Raw genomic sequence first — 18,213 nt, forward strand, 5'->3', positions numbered from 1 at the left:
TTAAGTTATTGTTTTTATTATCAATTTTTTAATTCCGAGGTGGACAGAACAGAGCAAATGATTCATGCTCCCGGCTATCTTAAAAAGACCGGAGCAAGAATTATGAATGTCTATCTGCCAGACGACCAATACAACGCCTTGGTTGAAGCACTGCGCCAGGCGCAGCCGACAATCATGCAGCCAGACCTCAAGAGCGTAATCATAGAACTGCTTGGCGAAACCGGCGGAATCTGGCCGGAACGCATCGCTGACGAAGCCGCGCAGATGGCGACTACCCCTGCTTTGGCCAAGATTCTGAACGCAAAGCACCAGGGGCGTGAGAGGTTCAATCGTGAGCATAAACGGAAGCAGATAGCTGCTTTGATTACGGCTGTAGAGATTGCCGCGAAAGCGAACCCGGAGCGTGCCAGCGAATACCGATTTGCGGTCGGATACCTGGCCGGACACGTCCTGGACAATAAGAAGGATTGGGAACTCGCCAAGAAGATTGCAGCGGAATAGCTACCCGATCCTCGACGCCTACCAGAAGCCCGCCGAAGAGACACGGCGGGCTCGTTCGCCTGGTGCAAACCCTAGCGAGCGTTCCACGTCTGCCAGAACCTGCCACCTCTGATCTCGCGATCAACCCACCGTCGACCGGCGCGCGCCGCGATGAGTCACACAAATAGATCCCCGATGATGAGTTCAAGCATGTCCGCTGCCACCAGCCCGTCGTGCTTGCTCTTCATCAAGAGCGTCATCGAAACGCTTAATCACAGCTTCAACCCACGGGCATAGGCGCGTTGCTGTAGCCCGCCACTCGTGCAAATCCCTCAGGAGTTTGTCCCAATCTGTTGCGCTTGCCTCCGCATCGATTTGCTGTTTCAGCCCTGCCGCCTGGGCAGTTAGCGCTTCCGCCTGACTTCGCAGGGTGGCAAGCATCTGGGCGCAACTCTCACCTATGGAAGGGTCTTCCGGGCAGATCGTGACACACCGATGCAAGAGGCGTGGTGTCGCCATAGCGATGGTGTCAAGAGCACGGCCAACCTCGCCAGCCACTTCGGAATTCAGCCGCGCGATTTCGTTCCGTCTGTCAACGATCCGGCTTTGCGCATCGCGCCCAAGACCAAATAGAGAAAGCAAGAACGAAATGAATTCCATGTTGTTTCTGGGCTAACCTCTGCGGACTGCGTTGAAGCACCTATGAGAAGTCCCGTGGCACGTATTGCCCCGCAAACTCGGCTTCAAGGCGCTTGTGATCCTCCCATGACATCGGTGACGGATTGGCCTTATCCCAAGCCCGCAAGCGCTTGTCAGCAGCTTTCATCGCCTTGGAGAAATCGGGATTCAACAAGTCGTCAGCGCCTGTTTCCTGCCTAAAGGATTTGCCCGCCTCTGAACGCCGATTTGACCACTCTGCATACTCAGGATGGTTCGCGAGCCTGTATTGCTCTAGCGCCCGCTGACGATGTTCTGTGGCGCGCTTTATCCATGGCGCGGGCTTGCCTTTCTTTCCGGGATTGTTGCTCATGGCGAACTCTACACGTTGCGGAGCTTGTAGGCTTCCGGAAAAGGGTGATAGCGCATCTGCGGAAGGCTGCACATTGGATGCCCTTCCCAAGCGTCACCGCTTGACCATTGACGATTGCGATAAGCCACCCCTTACGCCCCGTATAGCCGCCCATGGCGTTCTTCGCGTTCACCTTGACGCAGATGTGTCCGTTCTTCCCCGTCACGTCTGGAACGAAGTAGGAGATTTCAGCATCTCGGATCGAATAGGGATCGCGCATTACCTCCCTTGCACCCGAGATGATTGATGCTTTCTCGGCACTGGTCGCCGGCCGTTGTTGTTCAAAACGATCGGCCGCCGTCTGGCACCCGGTCAGCGCCAGCACTGCCGCAACAATAGTCAGTCTTTTCAATATCGATTCCCCCAGGTGACAACCCGATGGGAACCGATCATAGGGCGAACTCGCGTGTCAAGATTTCTGCCACCTACAATGGTAGACTCTTCATGTCAGCAATTTCCGCCAGCCTCCAGGCACAGCCGCTCACCACGGCGGGTTTTGCTTTTGCGCCTTGACCAGGCACACCACGGCTGCGACTTATACGCAGCGACGTTGCCATAGGTATTCAAAGGTAAAATCCATGATCGGCGAGGCCTTCATCGACCGTGAAACCGAGCGAATTTATCATGTGAGCGGCGTCGTTCCGGCTCACGATGACCTCACTGGCGGCAAGTCGATTAGCGGCGCTCTCATAATCGTGCGTGAGAACCTTGAAGCTAGGCTTGTGTCGGCGTCCCAGGCCGACAATATGGAAGGTAGACTAGCCTTCAGCGTCGAGGTTCTTATACGGGCAGCACACTATCGCTACCCGGAAGGCACACCGTTTGTTCTATATCGAGTTGCGAACTGGAAAAGCGGCAAGATGTGGGCCACACCACTTCGCCAGTTCCACCGCGAATTCTCCCCCCTTGACGACGAGTTTGTCGACAGCGCTCTACCCGAATAGAAATAAATGCCTCCTTGCGACACGCGATCTCACTACACCCCGATCTGACTATTCCGACCGACAGGAGTTACTGAAGCTTCGTCATAGTCGCCAGGTTACGGGATTTCCACAAGTTCTACGTCCAGTTTTAAGCCCATTACAATGTTACAAAATGAATTTATTCCTAATTTAAAATGACTTTTATTTCAATAACTTACACAAAATCCGATGAGAGAAATGACAATTCGAGTCTCTCATCGCCCACCATTCCCTCCCTCACTTTTGCGCTTTTCCTGCCCCGCCATACGCGGACACTCAGGCTATGAGTGCTGTTTTTCCCGCATGGAGCCGGTGTGGCTGAGATTCGCAAAGCCCGAAAGGACGATCTGGTCGACCTGATCGAGATCTGGCGGGGCTCGGTGCGTGCGACTCACGATTTTCTGGCCGAATCCGACTTCCGCGCCATCGAACGGGACGTCGCGGAGAAATATCTGCCCTGCGCGTCTCTCTGGGTCGCCGTTGATGAGCGCGATTCTCCACTGGCCTTCATGGGAATCGACAAATCGCACATCGACAGCCTGTTTGTGGCCCCTGAGGAGCGTGGCAAGGGGCTTGGCAGGCTTCTCATTACCCATGCCCGCCAAATCGCCGGGAATCGCCTCACGCTGGACGTGAACGAGCAGAACGGGCAGGCGCTCGCCTTTTACCGCAGAATGGGCTTTGCGGTGCATGCACGCTCGCCACGGGACGGTGGAGGCCGTCCTTACCCGCTCCTGCATATGACACTGCGCGCGGTCTGAGGCGCCCGACGCCCGAGCGGGCTGCCGGATCACTGCGAATCTTCACCTTTGAGCGAATTCAGGCGTTTCTCACCGCCCGCACAAGAATCACAGCGCTACGTTGACGGGCTGAACGATTCTATCGGTATTTCTCGGTATCGGCGTCGGTCCACGGGCGGATGAGAATCGTCGCCGCATCATCGTCGCCCTCGACGCGATAGGCAGCCGGCTGCACTCCCGCCGCATCATCCTCAAGCCTGCAGAGAACCTTCTCGACAAAACGCGAAAAGTCGCCGCTTTCCTCAACGAGTTCCGCCGTCAGCGCAAGCTGGCAGTCATGCCCCTTCTTCCTGATGTAGAAAGCGTATTCGGCAGCTTCATCAGGCCGCAGATCACGTGACATGGAAAATAGTACCGGCTCGAGTTCCCGGAATTCATCCGCCAGCGCCGGGCCTGACAGGATCGCGGCCGCCAAAGCCACCAATATGCGCTTCATCATCGGCCCTCCCCGACCGCAAACAATGCGCTGCATAATGCAGATCGCCCACCCTGCGACAAGCCCAACGGGCAAGCGTGCAACTGAACAGCAGACAAAAGAAAAGCCGGGTCGAAACCCGGCTTTTCTTGTATTCCCAAAAGGGCGCAATCAGGCGTTGACTGCGTCCTTGAGGCCTTTGCCGGCCGAGAACTTCGGCACGTTGCGGGCCGGGATCTGAACTGCGGCACCGGTCTGCGGGTTGCGGCCGGTGGAAGCCTCACGCCGAGAAACGGAGAAGTTTCCGAAGCCGACGAGACGCACGTCCCCACCCTTCTTGAGTTCGCCTTCGATAACGGCAAAAACCGCATCGACCGCGGACTGGGCGTCGCCCTTGGAGAGGTTGGCCTCTTCTGCGACTGCGGATACGAGCTCGTTCTTGTTCATGTAATTACCCCTTCCTGATAAGGACCAAGTGATGCGACTCACTCAGCTTGAGGCAGTCTAGGGAGAACAAGTGTCCCGACCAAGCAAGAAATGATCAAAAACTACTCGCAAACCCATGTTTTCCGGGGTTTTCGACAGAAAAGCCGGGCACAAAGCCCGGCTTTTGTCGATTTTAGCGAAATTGCGGCCACAAAGTGGCGCAATCCCTTGTGCTGCACCGGCTCGGCGGCTTTGCCGAACCGGTTCAGGGCAAGCCGTCAATGGGCGACGGCAGGCCCCTCATTTCCAACGCCAACCTTGCTGGCCGGCTCCGCAGGCTCGACCCATTCAATCGGCTCGGGCATCCGCACGAGAGCATGTTCCAGCACCTCGCCGACGCGGCTGACGGGCACGATCTCGAGACCGTTCTTCACGTTCTCGGGAATGTCAGCCAGATCCTTGGCGTTCTCTTCGGGGATCAGCACCTTCTTGATGCCGCCGCGCAGCGCCGCCAGGAGCTTTTCCTTCAGACCGCCAATGGGAAGCACACGGCCACGCAGGGTGATCTCGCCGGTCATGGCGATGTCCTTGCGCACCGGGATGCCGGTCATGATCGACACGATGGAGGTCGCCATGGCGACACCGGCCGACGGGCCATCCTTGGGCGTCGCGCCTTCCGGCACGTGCACGTGGATGTCCTTCTTGTCGAACACGGGCGGCTCGATGCCGAAATCGACCGCGCGCGAGCGGACGTAGGACGCCGCTGCGGAAATCGATTCCTTCATCACGTCACGCAGATTGCCGGTGACGGTCATCTTGCCCTTGCCCGGCATCATGACGCCTTCGATGGTCAGAAGCTCGCCGCCAACCTCGGTCCAGGCCAGACCGGTGACCACACCGACCTGATCCTCGCCCTCGGCCTGACCGAAGCGATAACGCTGAACGCCCAGATAGTCGGCCAGATTTTCCTCGGTCACTTCGACCTTTTCCTTGCCGCCATCCTTCTTGGCGTTGCGCAGGATCTCCGTCACCGCCTTGCGGGCAAGCTTCATCAGCTCACGCTCAAGGTTACGCACGCCCGCTTCGCGGGTGTAGGTGCGGATGATCTCGCGCAGCGCGCCGTCGCTCACCGAGAACTCCTGCGGCTCAAGCGCATGTTCGCGCACGGCCTTGGGCAGAAGATGCCGCTTGGCGATCTCCACCTTCTCATCCTCTGTGTAACCGGCGATGCGGATGATCTCCATACGGTCCATCAGCGCCGGCGGAATGTTCAGCGTGTTGGCCGTGGTGACGAACATCACGCTCGACAGGTCGTACTCAACCTCGAGATAGTGATCCATGAAGGTCGAGTTCTGCTCGGGATCGAGAACCTCGAGCAGGGCCGAAGACGGATCGCCACGGAAATCCATGCCCATCTTGTCGATCTCGTCGAGCAGGAAGAGCGGGTTGGACTTCTGCGCCTTCTTCATCGACTGGATGACCTTGCCGGGCATCGAGCCGATATAGGTGCGGCGGTGACCACGGATCTCGGCCTCGTCACGCACGCCGCCGAGCGCCATGCGGACATATTCGCGTCCGGTGGCCTTGGCGATGGACTTGGCGAGCGAGGTCTTGCCGACGCCGGGCGGTCCGACGAGGCACAGGATCGGGCCCTTGAGCTTCTTCTGACGGCTCTGCACCGCCAGATACTCGACGATCCGCTCCTTGACCTTCTCGAGACCGAAATGGTCCGTGTCGAGCACGTTCTCGGAAAATTCGAGATCGTTCTTGATCTTGCTCGGCTTCTTCCACGGAATGGAGAGCAGCCAGTCGAGATAGTTGCGCACCACGGTGGCCTCGGCCGACATGGGCGACATGGTCTTGAGCTTCTTCAGCTCGGCCTCGGCCTTCTCGCGCGCTTCCTTGGAGAGCTTCGTCTTCTTGATCCGCTCTTCGAGCTCGGCAGCCTCGTTGCGGCCGTCCTCGCCCTCGCCGAGCTCCTTCTGAATGGCCTTCATCTGCTCATTCAGATAGTACTCGCGCTGGGTCTTCTCCATCTGCCGCTTCACGCGGCTGCGGATACGCTTTTCCACCTGCAGCACGGAAATCTCGGCTTCCATGAAGCCCATGGCCTTTTCAAGCCGCTCACGCACGGAGAGCGTGGCCAGCATTTCCTGCTTTTCAGGGATCTTGATCGCCAGATGCGAGGCAACGGTATCGGCCAGCTTCGAGTAATCCTCGATCTGGTTCGCCGCACCGACCACTTCGGGCGAAATCTTCTTGTTCAGCTTGACGTAATTCTCGAAGTCCGAGACCACCGAACGCGCCAGCGCCTCGATCTCGACCTGGTCTTCTTCCGGCTCGGGAAGCAGATCGGCGGTTGCCTCGTGAAACTCTTCACGATCGCTGAACTGCGAAACACGCGCACGCGACGTGCCCTCGACCAGCACTTTCACCGTGCCGTCGGGCAGTTTCAGGAGCTGCAGAACGTTAGCCAGCGTACCGATATCATAGATGCCACTCGGCTCCGGATCGTCGTCCGCCGCGTTCATCTGCGTCGCCAGCAGGATCTGACGCTCGGCGCCCATCACCTCTTCCAGCGCCTTGATCGACTTGTCGCGGCCGACGAAGAGCGGAACAATCATATGCGGGAACACCACAATGTCGCGCAGGGGCAACACGGGATACAGAGCACCACCAGCGGTCTTGGGGGTATCAGTCATGTTTCAGCCTTTCAAACCGCAGCCGCTCAAGAGCCAGCCGCGGACTTCAGTCTATCCGGCCAGAGCGTTATCCACCAGAAGCACCCGCATTGTCGCGCGATGCGTGAATGGAAACCACCCCACCTTTGCTCCCCCCTTAGTTGGAGACATGGACCGAGAAGATCAAGGGCTTACGCATGATGCATGGGCCGGACACACAGCAAGCGCCCTTCAGGCTTCTCGATCTGGGCAAACGGTGGACAAGAACAGTGCAGACAACACAACGTCACCGAAGCGGAGCCCCGGTGACGCTGAAACGCTTTGCACATCGAAACGCCGAACAATCGTCAGGCGCTCGCATTGCCTTTTTCCTGCTCGCGCTCCGCATAGATGTAGAGCGGGCGAGCATTGCCGGCGACCACCTCATCGGAGATCACCACTTCCTGGACGCCTTCCAGCGCCGGCAGTTCGAACATCGTGTCGAGCAGGATCGCTTCCATGATCGACCGCAGGCCACGGGCGCCGGTCTTGCGCTCGATTGCCTTGCGGGCAATCGCGGCAAGCGCGTTCTCGTGGAAGGTCAGCTCGACATTCTCCATGTCGAACAGACGCTGATACTGCTTCACCAGCGCATTCTTGGGCTCGCTGAGGATCTGCACCAGTGCAGCCTCGTCGAGGTCCTCAAGCGTCGCCAGAACCGGCAGACGGCCAACGAATTCGGGGATGAGACCGAATTTCAGAAGATCTTCCGGCTCGACCTGACGGAACAGCTCGCCCGTCGGGCGATCTTCCGGAGAGGCCACCGTCGCGCCGAAGCCGATGGAGGTCTTGCGGCCACGGTCGGAAATGATCCTGTCGAGGCCGGCAAAAGCGCCGCCGCAGATGAACAGGATATTGGCCGTATCCACCTGCAGGAACTCCTGCTGGGGATGCTTGCGACCGCCCTGCGGCGGTACGGAAGCGACCGTGCCTTCCATGATCTTCAGCAGCGCCTGCTGCACGCCCTCGCCCGAAACATCCCGCGTGATCGAAGGATTGTCGGACTTGCGCGAAATCTTGTCGATCTCGTCGATATAGACGATGCCGCGCTGCGCCCGCTCGACATTGTAGTCGGCCGACTGAAGCAGCTTGAGAATGATGTTCTCGACGTCCTCGCCCACATAACCGGCCTCGGTCAGCGTCGTCGCATCGGCCATGGTGAAGGGCACATCGATGATGCGCGCCAGCGTCTGGGCCAGAAGCGTCTTGCCGCAACCGGTCGGGCCGATCAGCAGAATGTTGGACTTGGCGAGTTCGACCTCGGCATTCTTGGATGCGTGGGCCAGGCGCTTGTAGTGATTGTGGACGGCCACAGACAGCACGCGCTTGGCATGCGCCTGACCGATCACATAATCGTCCAGCACCTCGATAATTTCCTGCGGTGTGGGCACGCCCTCGCGCGACTTCACCATCGAGGATTTGTTTTCCTCGCGGATGATGTCCATGCACAGTTCGACGCACTCGTCACAAATGAAGACAGTGGGTCCCGCAATAAGCTTGCGGACTTCGTGCTGGCTTTTGCCGCAGAAGGAGCAGTACAGCGTGTTCTTGGAGTCTCCGCTGCCGTTGCTGGCCTTGCTCATGTCTTACGTCCTTTCACTACCACCGGCAGGTCGACCCGCACTTGCCGGGCGGTCATGGTGCCCGGGAGCACGATAGCCCCGGGCGGTCCACGCTCTGTCCTCGAAACGAAACACAAATCCGAAAACGCGGCAACCATACCGAGCCCCTGTCCAGACCTTGGATCTGGAAACTCAATATAGACTTAACGTAGGCGTTCACACACCGGCTGCAAACACAAAAATGTGACGGAAATGACGCAATCGGCGGCAAATGCCGGCCAAACCGCGCCATGCCCGGCACAAGGCCGGGCAGACCGATTGCAAAAGCCGCGTTCCGAATCAGGATTCGGCTGCTTTCTCGGGCGTGTCGCGGGAGCTGACGACCTTGTCGATCAGGCCAAACTCCTGCGCCTCGTCCGAGGTCATGAAATGATCGCGGTCAAGCGTGCGCTCGATCGTGTCGTAATCCTGGCCGGTGTGCTGGACATAGACCTCGTTCAGACGACGCTTGAGCTTGATGATGTCCTGCGCGTGGCGCTCGATATCGGACGCCTGGCCCTGGAAGCCGCCCGAAGGCTGATGCACCATGATGCGCGCGTTCGGCGTCGCAAAGCGCATGTCCTTGTGGCCGGCGCACAGAAGCAGCGAGCCCATCGACGCAGCCTGGCCGATGCACAGCGTGGAGACCGGCGGCTGGATGAACTGCATCGTGTCGTAGATGGCCATGCCCGACGTCACCACGCCACCCGGCGAGTTGATGTAGAGCGCGATCTCTTTCTTCGGGTTCTCTGCCTCGAGGAAGAGGAGCTGCGCACAGACCAGCGAGGCCATGCTATCCTCGATCGGGCCGGTGATGAAGATGATGCGCTCCTTGAGGAGGCGCGAGAAGATGTCGTAAGCCCGTTCACCCCGGTTCGTCTGCTCGACGACCATGGGCACCAGATTCATGGCGGTATCGACGGGATTCGGCATGAAAACACCTTTCGGTTTGAGGTCGCACGCCCGATTGGCTGGCGCACGCAAAAGCGGCAGAATCGTTTGGTTCAACGGGATAGATATGATGCCCCATTCCCCCGACGCAAGAGCAAGCCTTTATCTTGATGATCGCCGGCGTCCGATTCGCCGGTTCTGACAGGCCCATACCGCGCCCTGCGCGCGACGCAATGTACCCATCGGGCCCCCCTTGAGGCGCCCATCAAGCCGGACCGCACCATCATGCCCCAAAGACCAGCCCACCTCCTCTACGATCATGACCGCAAAGCCGTTCGGCTCAATCCGCACGATCCGGACTTCGTTCAGGATCCCTACCCGGCCTATGCCTATCTGCACGCCCATGCGCCCGCGTTCTTCTGGGACGACTTCGGCTTCTGGTGCCTGACCGACTATGAAAGCGTCAACCGCGCCCTGCGCGACCGGCGCCTTGGACGCGAGCAACCCGCCGACCAGAAGCCCGATCCGGCCACGCGCACGCATCTGAAGCATTTCGACGCCATCGAAGCCAACTCGATGCTTGAGATCGAGCCGCCCGTGCACACACGGCTCAGGAAGCTCGTCAACCGCGCCTTCGTCTCACGCCAGGTCGAGCGGCTGCGCCCCCGCGTAGAGACGCTCTGCCACACGCTGATCGACGGTTTTGAGCAGACCGGCGAAGCGGAGCTGCTTGAAGCCTATGCAACGCCCATTCCGCTGGTGATCATCACGGAGATGCTGGGCGTGCCCACGGATATGGGGCCGCAGCTCGTGGAATGGTCGCATCGCATGGTCGCCATGTATATGCACGGCTCTGACGAAGAGACGCAGCGCAGCGCCGATGAGGCCGCGCGCGACTTCGCCGCCTTCATCCGCGACTACGCCAGAAAGCGCAGCGCCACACCGGGCGATGATCTGCTGAGCCTGCTCATCGCCGCGCAGGAAGATGGCGAACGGCTGAGCGAGGATGAACTTGTCTCCTCGGCCATTCTTCTTTTGAACGCAGGGCATGAGGCAACCGTGCACCAGCTGGGCAACGCCGTATCGACCCTGCTGGCGCAGGGCGGCGATCCGCGGCGCTTCTTCGGCTCCGACGCGGAAGCGGCGGCAACGGTGGAGGAATGCCTGCGCTACGATCCGCCGCTGCACATGTTCACCCGCTATGCCTATGAGACGGTGGAGGTCGCTCCGGGCCTGACCCTGAAGCCCGGCGAGACGGTCGGCCTGCTTCTGGGCGCAGCCAACAACGACCTGACGGCTTTCGAGGAGCCGCGCAGTTTCCGCCCCGGTCGCCCCGACCAGAAGAATGTGTCGTTCGGCGCGGGCATTCATTTCTGCATCGGCGCGCCATTGGCGCGGCTGGAAATGCAGGTGGGGCTAAAGGTTTTGTTCGAGCGCCTGCCCTCGCTCGCCCTGAAGACGCCGCCGGTCTATGGCGACACCTACCATTTTCACGGACTGGAGCGGCTGGACTGCGTCTGGGACGCCTCCTAGCGCCCCCACCTCCCTGCAATAAGAAACGGCGCGGGCCTTTCAGCCCGCGCCGTTATTGCATTCGCGATCAGTCGCTTCGATCAGATTTTGGCGAGCGCCTGCTCCAGATCGGCGATGATGTCCGCCACGTCCTCAATGCCGATGGACAGGCGGATCACATCGACGCCGGCGCCAGCCGCCGCCTTCTGCTCGTCGGAGAGCTGGCGGTGGGTGGTGGAAGCCGGATGGATGATCAGCGACTTGGTGTCGCCGATATTGGCCAGATGCGAGAAGAGTTCGACGCTCTCCACCACCTTTACGCCCGCATCGAACCCGTCTTTCAGGCCGAAGGTGAAGACAGCGCCAGCGCCCTTGGGCGAATACTTCTTCATGAGCGCGTGGTTGGGATCTTCCGGCAGGCCCGGATAGGAAACCCACGACACCTTGTCGTGCCCCTTGAGCCATTCGGCCACCTTCAGCGCATTGTCGCTGTGGCGCTGCATGCGAAGCGCCAGCGTCTCGATGCCGGTGAGGATCTGGAAGGCGTTGAAGGGCGAGATCGCCGGACCGAAATCGCGCAGGCCCAGAACGCGGGCTGCGATTGCGAAGGCGAAATTGCCGAAGGTCTCGTGCAGAACCATGCCGCCATATTCGGGACGCGGCTCGGAGAGCATCGGGTACTTGCCGGACTTCGACCAGTCGAACGTGCCGCCATCGACCAGTGCGCCGCCCACGGAATTGCCGTGGCCGCCCATGAACTTGGTGAGCGAGTGCAGCACGATATCCGCGCCATGCTCGATGGGACGCAGCAGGTAGGGCGACGCCATCGTGTTGTCGACGATCAGCGGCAGGCCGTGACGGCGCGCAATGTCGCCAATCTTTTCCAGATCCACGAAAGTGCCGCCCGGATTGGCCAGGCTCTCGACGAAGATCGCCTGCGTGTCGTCATCGATCTGGCTTTCGAAACTGTCGAAATTCTCCGGATCGGCCCAGCGGACATGCCAGTCGAAATTCTTGAAGGCATGGCCGAACTGATTGATGGAACCGCCGTAAAGCCTTTTGGCAGCGATGAAATTCGCGCCCGGCCGCATGAGATTGTGGAAGGTCAGCAACTGAGCCGCATGGCCGGAAGCCGTGGCCAGCGCCGCCGTGCCGCCCTCAAGGGCTGCAACGCGCTCTTCGAGCACGGCCTGGGTGGGATTCATGATGCGGGTGTAGATGTTGCCGAAGGCCTTGAGGCCGAACAGCGAAGCGGCATGGTCCGCATCGTCGAAGACATAGGAGGTGGTCTGGTAGATCGGCGTGGCGCGTGCGCCTGTCGCCGGATCGGGCTGGGCCCCTGCATGCACCGCCAGCGTGTCGAAACCGGGAGTACGCTCACTCATATGACAATCCCTCCATGTCAAAATCCCTCCATGTCAAAAATCAGGGTTGCGGGCATCAATACAGAGCCCTTGGTCGCAGGCAAAGGAGATTTATGCCCCGCCGACCGGCTGCACTGAAAAATCAGCGCTGGCGAATGCCGAAGCTCTGGAAACCTTTGCGCATGATCGGCTTTTTCGACGAAATCACGCGGCTGTTGACGCCGTTCCAGCCGATTTCGCGTGAAAGCCGCGCATATTCGATCTTCGGGCAGCGATCCATCACGACCTGAATGCCCTTCTCCTCAAGCCGTGTTGCAGACACATCGTCACGCACAGTTAGCTGCATCCAGACCACTTTGGGGAGCGTCTCCATGGCGAGGATCTCGTCCGTCAGGCCCGGAATGGCGGAGGATGGGCGGAAGACATCGACCATGTCGACGGGCTCGGCGAGATCGGCAAGCGTTGCGGCGACGGGACGACCGGCGATCTCCTTGCCGGCCTGACCGGGATTGACGGGAAACACCGTGTATCCCTTGTCGATCAGATACTTCGTGACAAAGAAGCTGGGCCTGACCTCATTGGCCGAAGCACCCACAATGGCGACGCTCTTCACCGTGTTCAGAATGCCGGAAATATAGGCGTCGTCGTAACTGTCGTGGTTCATCGTCGCTCCCGAACCCTGCGAATGCCGCCTCAATCTCGGCAAAGCCGCAGGCTATGATATGATAATCGTTATCCGCTGCACCCGTTGCAGCCTGCTCAAAGCAAAGTGACCGATCATGTTGAGATACATCGCCCTGACCCTTGGAATGGTCGTTCTGGCCAGCCCCGCCGGAGCCATATCCCGATACACGTCAACTGCCATGAGCTGTGCCGAGGCGCAAGCCAGGATCAATGCGGAGGGCGCTGCGATCATGCGCTACCAGTCGCGCAACAATCCGAGCCTGCCGCGCTATGACCGCTATGTGGCGAATGAGAATTTCTGCCCGGTGGCGCACATCGCCGTGCGCGATTACATCCCCACCGCAGACCGCGAATCCTGCCCGGTTCTGCGCTGCAAGGCGGAGATGCGGGAGCGGCTTTTCGACCGCCGGTGGATATTCCGGAACTGACGGGAACGGCCCACAGAAAGATGCTCCGGATGCGGTCTCCATGAGAACCGTCCGGCGTTATATTGCTATAAAAGAACATCTCAAAAATCATTGATTTATTTAACTTTATAGCCGCTTTTACCGGCAATTTTCCTGCTGCATAACGTCCCGGCGCGCCCCTGAAGCCACCAGCATTTCTGGCCGGCGAAAAGCGTGTTTGAAAGTCAAAAATCTCAGAAAGGGAAGCTATGCGTAAGTCATTGATGTTAGCCGTTGCCTGCGTCCTCCTTTACCCCAACAGCAGCGCTCAGGCAGGTGGTCAGACCTGCAGGGAGCTTCAGGATTCCATCAGCGAAAACGGGGCGGTCATCCTGCGTTATCCGTCGAGCACCGCACAGGCTCCCCGGCGCTACGACCGGTTTGTCGCGGATCAGAGCGAATGCCCTGCGCATTATGAAACACTCAAAGTGCGGCTTTTACCGGCGCTCGATACCGATGCGTGCCCTGCCCATGTGTGCTGGAGCGACGACTAGATCGCCTGCTTCACGCCAGGCATTTGCGGAGGCGGCGCGTTTGTCGCCCCCGTAGATCGCTCAATCCGGCAGCGAGATCGCGCCGTCGTCGCTGATCGGAAAATCCGGATTGAACGCAACCTCCCAGAGGTTCCCCTCTGTGTCGGCAAAATACCCCTGAAACCCGCCCCATGAGGCATGAGCGGCAGGTTTCACGATCCGGCCACCCGCTTTGGCGGCGCGGTTGAGCACGACGATCACATCGTCCTCGCTGCGCGTGTTGTAGGCGAGCGCCACACCTGAATGCCCGGCCGCCGCCTCATGGGCTGCGCGATAATTCTCTTCGCCGACATCGGCCACAAGCTCCTCGCGCGGCCAGAGCGCCAGGATCATCCCGCCCATCTGGAAGAAGGCGACACCACCCGTCATCTTGCGATTACGCTCAAGCCCCATGGCCTCGTAAAACGCCACCGCGCGCTCAAGATCGTCTACGCCAAGCGTGATCAGCGAGATGCGCGGCTCCATGCCTACTTCCCTTTCCACTCGGGAGCGCGTTTTTCGATGAACGCGCCGATGCCCTCTTCGGCATCACGGGCGAGCATGTTCTCGACCATGACCCGCACCGTGTAATCATAGGCCTGTGACAGCTCCATCTCGGCCTGTGCATAGAACGCCTCCTTGCCGATCTTCAGCGTCAAAGGCGATTTGGAAGCAATGGTTTGCGCGAAATTCATCACGGTTTGATTCAACGCATCCTGCGGCACGACCCGGTTGACGAGACCGAAGGCATGCGCGCGCCCGGCATCGACCATCTCGCCCGTCAACAGCATCTCCATCGCGTGCTTGCGCGAGACATTGCGCGACAGGGCAACCATGGGCGTGGAACAGAACAGGCCGATATTCACGCCCGGCGTGGCAAAGCGCGCCGTCTCGCTCGCAACCGCCAGATCGCAGGAGGCGACAAGCTGGCAACCGGCAGCGGTGGCGATGCCGCTCACCTCGGCGATCACCGGCTTGGGATGACGCACGATGGTCTGCATGAGGCCCGAGCAGAGGAGCATGGTCTTTTCGAAGAACGCCCTGCCCCGGTCCGCATCGGCGCGGTGGGCCGTGAGTTCCTTCAGATCGTGACCGGCGCAGAACACCTTGCCCTCGGAACGCAGCACGATGACCCGGACCGCATCATCGTCGCGGGCGTGGTCGAGCGCTCCCTTCAGCGCCTCCATCATGGCGATCGAGAGGGCATTGGCCGGCGGGCTCGCGAGCGTGATCTGCACAATGCCGTCCGCCTCACTGACTGAAACCGGCGCCTGGACGCTCTCCTGCACTGCCGCCGCATTGGCCATGGTCTTCCTCCGTGTTCATGAACCGCCGTCACCATAGTGCCGCTTGTGTTGCAACGGCAATCCGGCAATTCTCTTCGCAGCCGGCCTTTTGCGACAGATCCAGCCGGCGTCGAACGGGAGGTCAGGATCATGGATATGAAGCGGGAAGGCACAAGGCCGGACAGCGCGCTCCAGCCGGTGATGGACGCTGAAGAGGTCAATCTCTATCTGCGCGATGTCTTTCCCCAGGCCTGCAGCGGGGAGACACCCGATTATCGCGCGCTGGAAGTCTGGCCGGGGGGCTGTACGGTGCGTCTGGAAGCAGGCTTTCAGCATCTGCGCCCCGGCGACACGGTGGCCGGCCCCTCGCTCTTTGCCCTCGCCGATATCGGCGGCTATGTCTGCGCGCTCTCCCATGTCGGGCGCAAGGCGCTGGCCGTCACCACCAACCTGAACATCAACTTCATGCGCAAGGCCGAGGCAGGCGTCGTGGACGGCCATTGCCGCATCCTGAAACTGGGCCGGCGGCTGATGGTCTTCGAGGCCGAGCTGGTGGCTGGCGACACGGGCGAAACCGTTGCCCACGCGACCGGAACCTACTCCATTCCACCCTCAAAATAGGCTTTTGCACGGCTGAAGCGCGCCAAACGGGCGTCAATTCATGCGGTATTATAATACCGTATTTTTAAACAATTGTTTTTATTGATTTTTTCAGCGCAATACTCGAAACATTGCGCTTGACGATCCCCCGGTCCGTCTATAGGTAACCATCGCTGCACCTCGAATGTGGTGCTGCATTGGTTTGCGCTGGCCGAATCCGAACCGGACAAGATCGCCGCGAACACAAGCAACAAGAAACGCCCTGCCTTCGGGCCGGGTCCAATAAAACGGAAAAGACCCATGAAAACCTTTTCGCAGAAGCCTGCGGAAGTGACGAAGAAGTGGATCCTGATTGACGCCGAAGGTCTCGTCGTCGGTCGTCTGGCCACCATCGTCGCAAACCGTCTCCGCGGCAAGCACAAGCCCACCTTCACCCCGCATGTGGACGACGGCGACAACGTCATCGTCATCAATGCCGACAAGGTGGTCTTCACCGGCAAGAAATACACCGACAAGAAATACTACTGGCACACGGGTCACCCCGGCGGCATCAAGGAGCGCACTGCGCGCCAGCTGCTCGAGGGCCGGTTCCCCGAGCGCGTGGTTGAGAAGGCCGTTGAGCGCATGGTTCCGCGTGGCCCGCTTGGCCGTCGCCAGATGAAGAACCTGCGCATCTATGCAGGCGCCGAGCACCCGCATGTCGCCCAGAACCCGGAGACGCTCGACGTCGCCGCCATGAGCAAGAAGAATGTGAGGGCCCAGTAATGGCCGAAATCAACTCCCTCGAAGAGCTGGGTGCGGCAACCGCTGCGCAGAACGCCGAGCAGGAAGCTGCTCCGGTGCATGTGCAGAAGCTGGACGCACATGGCCGCGCTTACGCCACCGGCAAGCGCAAGAACGCAATTGCCCGCGTGTGGGTCAAGCCGGGCTCCGGCAAGATCACCGTCAACGGCAAAGAGTTCGCGGCTTACTTCGCACGCCCGGTTCTGCAGATGATCCTGCAGCAGCCGATCGTTGCTGCCGACCGCAACGGCCAGTACGACGTCGTCGCCACTGTCGTTGGCGGCGGCCTGTCCGGCCAGGCCGGTGCAGTTCGTCACGGCATCTCCAAGGCTCTGACCCATTACGAGCCGGAGCTGCGTGGCGTCCTCAAGAAGGGTGGCTTCCTGACCCGCGACAGCCGCGTGGTTGAGCGTAAGAAGTACGGCCGGGCAAAGGCTCGTCGTTCGTTCCAGTTCTCCAAGCGCTAAGCTTCACGAACTTCCAAGAACGAAAAGCGGGCCTTCGGGTCCGCTTTTTTCTTGCGCAGATTTTGCCTTCCCCCTACCCATTGGGCCGATGGAGCGGTTCACCGCCTCATGGCGTCGCAGCCGGGCTCTGTCTTTATTGTTTCACCGCATTCGTGCGGATGTCAGGCGGGTGGGCCTGACTGCGAAATGCTCTGAAGGAGGAGCGCCATGCCGTCGAATTCCATCGACAATGCCTTCACCGCCCGCGGCCTGACGGGCGCGGCCAGCGACCCGACCTATGCGGGAGCGCTCTCCTTCATGCGCCGCAAATTCACCAAATCGCTGAAGGGCGCTGACGCCGTCGTGTGGGGCATCCCCTTCGACGCCGCCGTCTCCAACCGGCCGGGCGCGCGCTTCGGCCCGCAGGCGATCCGCCGCGCCTCGGCGATCTTCGACAATGATCCGCAATATCCGTTCGACGCCGATCTGTTCGAGGCGCTGGCCGTCATCGATTATGGTGACTGCCTTCTGGATTACGGCAATCACCAGAAGACGCCGGCGACCATTGAGCGCGAAGCGGCAAAGATCCTCAAATCCGATGCGTTTCTGCTTTCGCTTGGCGGCGACCACTTCGTCACCTGGCCGCTTTTGAAAGCGCATGCAGCAAAGCACGGGCCCCTCGCCCTCGTGCAGTTCGATGCGCATCAGGACACCTGGTATGATGACGGCAAGCGCATCGACCACGGCTCCTTTGTCGGCCGCGCGGTGCGCGACGGCGTCATCGATCCGGCGGCGTCCATTCAGGTCGGCATTCGCACTCACGCGCCCGAGGATTGCGGCATCGCCATTCTCCACGGCCATGACGTGGAAGAGATGAAGGCCGGCGAGATCGCCGAGGCCATCATGGCCCGCGTCGGCGACCGGCCTGCCTATGTCACTTTCGATATCGACTGCCTCGACCCCGCTTATGCGCCCGGCACCGGAACACCGGTGGCCGGCGGCCCATCCAGCGCCCGGATGCTTTCCGTTCTGCGCCAGCTCGGCGCGCTCGACATCGTCGGCGCGGATGTGGTGGAGGTCGCTCCAGCCTATGACCATGCCGACATAACGGCCATCGCGGGGGCAACCATCGCCATGCACTATCTCGGCCTTCTCGCGGCGCGAAAGCGACGATAAGAGCTGAAGCAGCGATTCAAGCGCTTTGCGGATTGATTCC

Annotated in this window: 21 protein-coding genes; 10 read left to right on the forward strand and 11 right to left on the reverse strand. The window is 60.1% G+C overall.

Features of this window, described 5'->3' with window-relative positions; all coding sequences use genetic code 11:
• The first annotated feature begins 102 nt into the window (after positions 1–102).
• On the forward strand, positions 103–501 hold the full coding sequence (locus tag AC4PTT_RS12535; protein ID WP_492161296.1) for a hypothetical protein: 399 nt from the start codon (positions 103–105) through the stop codon (positions 499–501).
• 183 nt (positions 502–684) lie between these two features.
• Here the strand turns inward: AC4PTT_RS12535 and AC4PTT_RS12540 are convergent, their stop codons facing one another.
• Together AC4PTT_RS12540 and AC4PTT_RS12545 are read right to left on the reverse strand one after the other, a co-directional pair.
• Complete coding sequence (locus AC4PTT_RS12540) at positions 685–1,140, reverse strand: hypothetical protein (RefSeq protein WP_492161297.1); 456 nt, start codon at positions 1,138–1,140, stop codon at positions 685–687.
• Positions 1,141–1,180: 40 nt separating this feature from the next.
• Complete coding sequence (locus AC4PTT_RS12545) at positions 1,181–1,510, reverse strand: hypothetical protein (protein ID WP_492161298.1); 330 nt, start codon at positions 1,508–1,510, stop codon at positions 1,181–1,183.
• A gap of 617 nt (positions 1,511–2,127) precedes the next feature.
• Here AC4PTT_RS12545 and AC4PTT_RS12550 point away from each other — a divergent pair.
• Positions 2,128–2,493 (forward strand): hypothetical protein, encoded by a 366-nt coding sequence (locus tag AC4PTT_RS12550; protein WP_492161299.1) that lies wholly within the window; start codon positions 2,128–2,130, stop codon positions 2,491–2,493.
• 332 nt (positions 2,494–2,825) lie between these two features.
• Positions 2,826–3,272 carry an acetyltransferase gene (locus tag AC4PTT_RS12555; protein ID WP_297557684.1) on the forward strand — a complete coding sequence of 149 codons (447 nt, stop codon included), beginning with the start codon at positions 2,826–2,828 and terminating at the stop codon, positions 3,270–3,272.
• A gap of 118 nt (positions 3,273–3,390) precedes the next feature.
• On the opposite strand, the gene AC4PTT_RS12560 is transcribed toward AC4PTT_RS12555, so the two are convergent.
• From AC4PTT_RS12560 to AC4PTT_RS12580, 5 genes are all read right to left on the reverse strand, one after another.
• A complete protein-coding gene (locus AC4PTT_RS12560; RefSeq protein ID WP_492161300.1) occupies positions 3,391–3,747 on the reverse strand; it encodes a hypothetical protein in 357 nt (118 codons plus the stop codon).
• A 150-nt stretch (positions 3,748–3,897) separates the two neighbouring features.
• Complete coding sequence (hupB, locus tag AC4PTT_RS12565) at positions 3,898–4,173, reverse strand: DNA-binding protein HupB (protein WP_113154937.1); 276 nt, start codon at positions 4,171–4,173, stop codon at positions 3,898–3,900.
• A 257-nt stretch (positions 4,174–4,430) separates the two neighbouring features.
• Positions 4,431–6,854, reverse strand: coding sequence for an endopeptidase La (gene lon, locus AC4PTT_RS12570; RefSeq protein WP_297557690.1), 2,424 nt, complete (start codon positions 6,852–6,854; stop codon positions 4,431–4,433).
• 326 nt (positions 6,855–7,180) lie between these two features.
• Positions 7,181–8,455: an ATP-dependent Clp protease ATP-binding subunit ClpX gene (gene clpX, locus AC4PTT_RS12575; RefSeq protein ID WP_206549073.1), complete on the reverse strand. Its 1,275-nt coding sequence runs from the start codon at positions 8,453–8,455 to the stop codon at positions 7,181–7,183.
• A gap of 318 nt (positions 8,456–8,773) precedes the next feature.
• A complete protein-coding gene (locus AC4PTT_RS12580) occupies positions 8,774–9,406 on the reverse strand; it encodes an ATP-dependent Clp protease proteolytic subunit (RefSeq protein WP_113154934.1) in 633 nt (210 codons plus the stop codon).
• 243 nt (positions 9,407–9,649) lie between these two features.
• Between AC4PTT_RS12580 and AC4PTT_RS12585 the strand changes: the two genes are divergently transcribed.
• Positions 9,650–10,897, forward strand: coding sequence for a cytochrome P450 (locus AC4PTT_RS12585; protein WP_492161301.1), 1,248 nt, complete (start codon positions 9,650–9,652; stop codon positions 10,895–10,897).
• 80 nt (positions 10,898–10,977) lie between these two features.
• Here AC4PTT_RS12585 and AC4PTT_RS12590 read toward each other — a convergent pair whose 3' ends face one another.
• Both AC4PTT_RS12590 and AC4PTT_RS12595 read right to left on the reverse strand, forming a co-directional pair.
• Positions 10,978–12,261: an O-acetylhomoserine aminocarboxypropyltransferase gene (locus tag AC4PTT_RS12590; protein WP_113154932.1), complete on the reverse strand. Its 1,284-nt coding sequence runs from the start codon at positions 12,259–12,261 to the stop codon at positions 10,978–10,980.
• Positions 12,262–12,382: 121 nt separating this feature from the next.
• The gene (locus AC4PTT_RS12595) at positions 12,383–12,904 is read right to left on the reverse strand and encodes a CoA-binding protein (protein ID WP_492161302.1); all 522 of its coding nucleotides are present in this window, start codon (positions 12,902–12,904) and stop codon (positions 12,383–12,385) included.
• 115 nt (positions 12,905–13,019) lie between these two features.
• On the opposite strand from AC4PTT_RS12595, the gene AC4PTT_RS12600 reads away from it, so the two are divergent.
• Both AC4PTT_RS12600 and AC4PTT_RS12605 read left to right on the forward strand, forming a co-directional pair.
• On the forward strand, positions 13,020–13,352 hold the full coding sequence (locus tag AC4PTT_RS12600; RefSeq protein WP_113154930.1) for a hypothetical protein: 333 nt from the start codon (positions 13,020–13,022) through the stop codon (positions 13,350–13,352).
• Positions 13,353–13,579: 227 nt separating this feature from the next.
• The gene (locus AC4PTT_RS12605; protein ID WP_113154929.1) at positions 13,580–13,864 is read left to right on the forward strand and encodes a hypothetical protein; all 285 of its coding nucleotides are present in this window, start codon (positions 13,580–13,582) and stop codon (positions 13,862–13,864) included.
• A gap of 60 nt (positions 13,865–13,924) precedes the next feature.
• Here AC4PTT_RS12605 and AC4PTT_RS12610 read toward each other — a convergent pair whose 3' ends face one another.
• Complete coding sequence (locus tag AC4PTT_RS12610; RefSeq protein WP_206546686.1) at positions 13,925–14,368, reverse strand: VOC family protein; 444 nt, start codon at positions 14,366–14,368, stop codon at positions 13,925–13,927.
• A 2-nt stretch (positions 14,369–14,370) separates the two neighbouring features.
• Positions 14,371–15,189 carry an enoyl-CoA hydratase gene (locus tag AC4PTT_RS12615; protein WP_492161303.1) on the reverse strand — a complete coding sequence of 273 codons (819 nt, stop codon included), beginning with the start codon at positions 15,187–15,189 and terminating at the stop codon, positions 14,371–14,373.
• Between the two features lie 129 nt (positions 15,190–15,318).
• Here AC4PTT_RS12615 and AC4PTT_RS12620 point away from each other — a divergent pair, with 129 nt between their 5' ends.
• The 4 genes from AC4PTT_RS12620 (at position 15,319) to speB (ending at position 18,173) form a co-directional block, all read left to right on the forward strand.
• Positions 15,319–15,789: a PaaI family thioesterase gene (locus AC4PTT_RS12620; protein WP_224873398.1), complete on the forward strand. Its 471-nt coding sequence runs from the start codon at positions 15,319–15,321 to the stop codon at positions 15,787–15,789.
• A 279-nt stretch (positions 15,790–16,068) separates the two neighbouring features.
• On the forward strand, positions 16,069–16,533 hold the full coding sequence (gene rplM, locus AC4PTT_RS12625; RefSeq protein WP_113154926.1) for a 50S ribosomal protein L13: 465 nt from the start codon (positions 16,069–16,071) through the stop codon (positions 16,531–16,533).
• Entirely contained in the window at positions 16,533–17,018 is a 486-nt protein-coding gene (gene rpsI, locus AC4PTT_RS12630; protein WP_113154925.1) for a 30S ribosomal protein S9, read from the forward strand. Before rplM ends, rpsI begins: the two co-directional genes overlap by 1 nt.
• Before the next feature lie 207 nt (positions 17,019–17,225).
• The gene (gene speB, locus AC4PTT_RS12635; RefSeq protein ID WP_206549070.1) at positions 17,226–18,173 is read left to right on the forward strand and encodes an agmatinase; all 948 of its coding nucleotides are present in this window, start codon (positions 17,226–17,228) and stop codon (positions 18,171–18,173) included.
• The last annotated feature ends 40 nt before the right edge of the window (positions 18,174–18,213 follow it).

The sequence above is a fragment of the Nitratireductor sp. WH36-1 genome (assembly GCF_058725515.1).

Bases quoted from the DNA above. Each gene is read 5' to 3' on its own strand.
- speB (WP_206549070.1), top strand. From the start codon at position 17,226: ATGCCGTCGAATTCCATCGACAATGCCTTCACCGCCCGCGGCCTGACG.
- rplM (WP_113154926.1), top strand. From the start codon at position 16,069: ATGAAAACCTTTTCGCAGAAGCCTGCGGAAGTGACGAAGAAGTGGATC.
- AC4PTT_RS12580 (WP_113154934.1), bottom strand. From the start codon at position 9,406: ATGCCGAATCCCGTCGATACCGCCATGAATCTGGTGCCCATGGTCGTC.
- clpX (WP_206549073.1), bottom strand. From the start codon at position 8,455: ATGAGCAAGGCCAGCAACGGCAGCGGAGACTCCAAGAACACGCTGTAC.
- AC4PTT_RS12610 (WP_206546686.1), bottom strand. From the start codon at position 14,368: ATGGAGCCGCGCATCTCGCTGATCACGCTTGGCGTAGACGATCTTGAG.
- AC4PTT_RS12615 (WP_492161303.1), bottom strand. From the start codon at position 15,189: ATGGCCAATGCGGCGGCAGTGCAGGAGAGCGTCCAGGCGCCGGTTTCA.
- hupB (WP_113154937.1), bottom strand. From the start codon at position 4,173: ATGAACAAGAACGAGCTCGTATCCGCAGTCGCAGAAGAGGCCAACCTC.
- AC4PTT_RS12585 (WP_492161301.1), top strand. From the start codon at position 9,650: ATGCCCCAAAGACCAGCCCACCTCCTCTACGATCATGACCGCAAAGCC.
- AC4PTT_RS12535 (WP_492161296.1), top strand. From the start codon at position 103: ATGAATGTCTATCTGCCAGACGACCAATACAACGCCTTGGTTGAAGCA.
- AC4PTT_RS12600 (WP_113154930.1), top strand. From the start codon at position 13,020: ATGTTGAGATACATCGCCCTGACCCTTGGAATGGTCGTTCTGGCCAGC.
- AC4PTT_RS12545 (WP_492161298.1), bottom strand. From the start codon at position 1,510: ATGAGCAACAATCCCGGAAAGAAAGGCAAGCCCGCGCCATGGATAAAG.
- AC4PTT_RS12605 (WP_113154929.1), top strand. From the start codon at position 13,580: ATGCGTAAGTCATTGATGTTAGCCGTTGCCTGCGTCCTCCTTTACCCC.
- AC4PTT_RS12590 (WP_113154932.1), bottom strand. From the start codon at position 12,261: ATGAGTGAGCGTACTCCCGGTTTCGACACGCTGGCGGTGCATGCAGGG.
- AC4PTT_RS12620 (WP_224873398.1), top strand. From the start codon at position 15,319: ATGGATATGAAGCGGGAAGGCACAAGGCCGGACAGCGCGCTCCAGCCG.
- AC4PTT_RS12560 (WP_492161300.1), bottom strand. From the start codon at position 3,747: ATGAAGCGCATATTGGTGGCTTTGGCGGCCGCGATCCTGTCAGGCCCG.
- AC4PTT_RS12550 (WP_492161299.1), top strand. From the start codon at position 2,128: ATGATCGGCGAGGCCTTCATCGACCGTGAAACCGAGCGAATTTATCAT.
- lon (WP_297557690.1), bottom strand. From the start codon at position 6,854: ATGACTGATACCCCCAAGACCGCTGGTGGTGCTCTGTATCCCGTGTTG.
- rpsI (WP_113154925.1), top strand. From the start codon at position 16,533: ATGGCCGAAATCAACTCCCTCGAAGAGCTGGGTGCGGCAACCGCTGCG.
- AC4PTT_RS12595 (WP_492161302.1), bottom strand. From the start codon at position 12,904: ATGAACCACGACAGTTACGACGACGCCTATATTTCCGGCATTCTGAAC.
- AC4PTT_RS12540 (WP_492161297.1), bottom strand. From the start codon at position 1,140: ATGGAATTCATTTCGTTCTTGCTTTCTCTATTTGGTCTTGGGCGCGAT.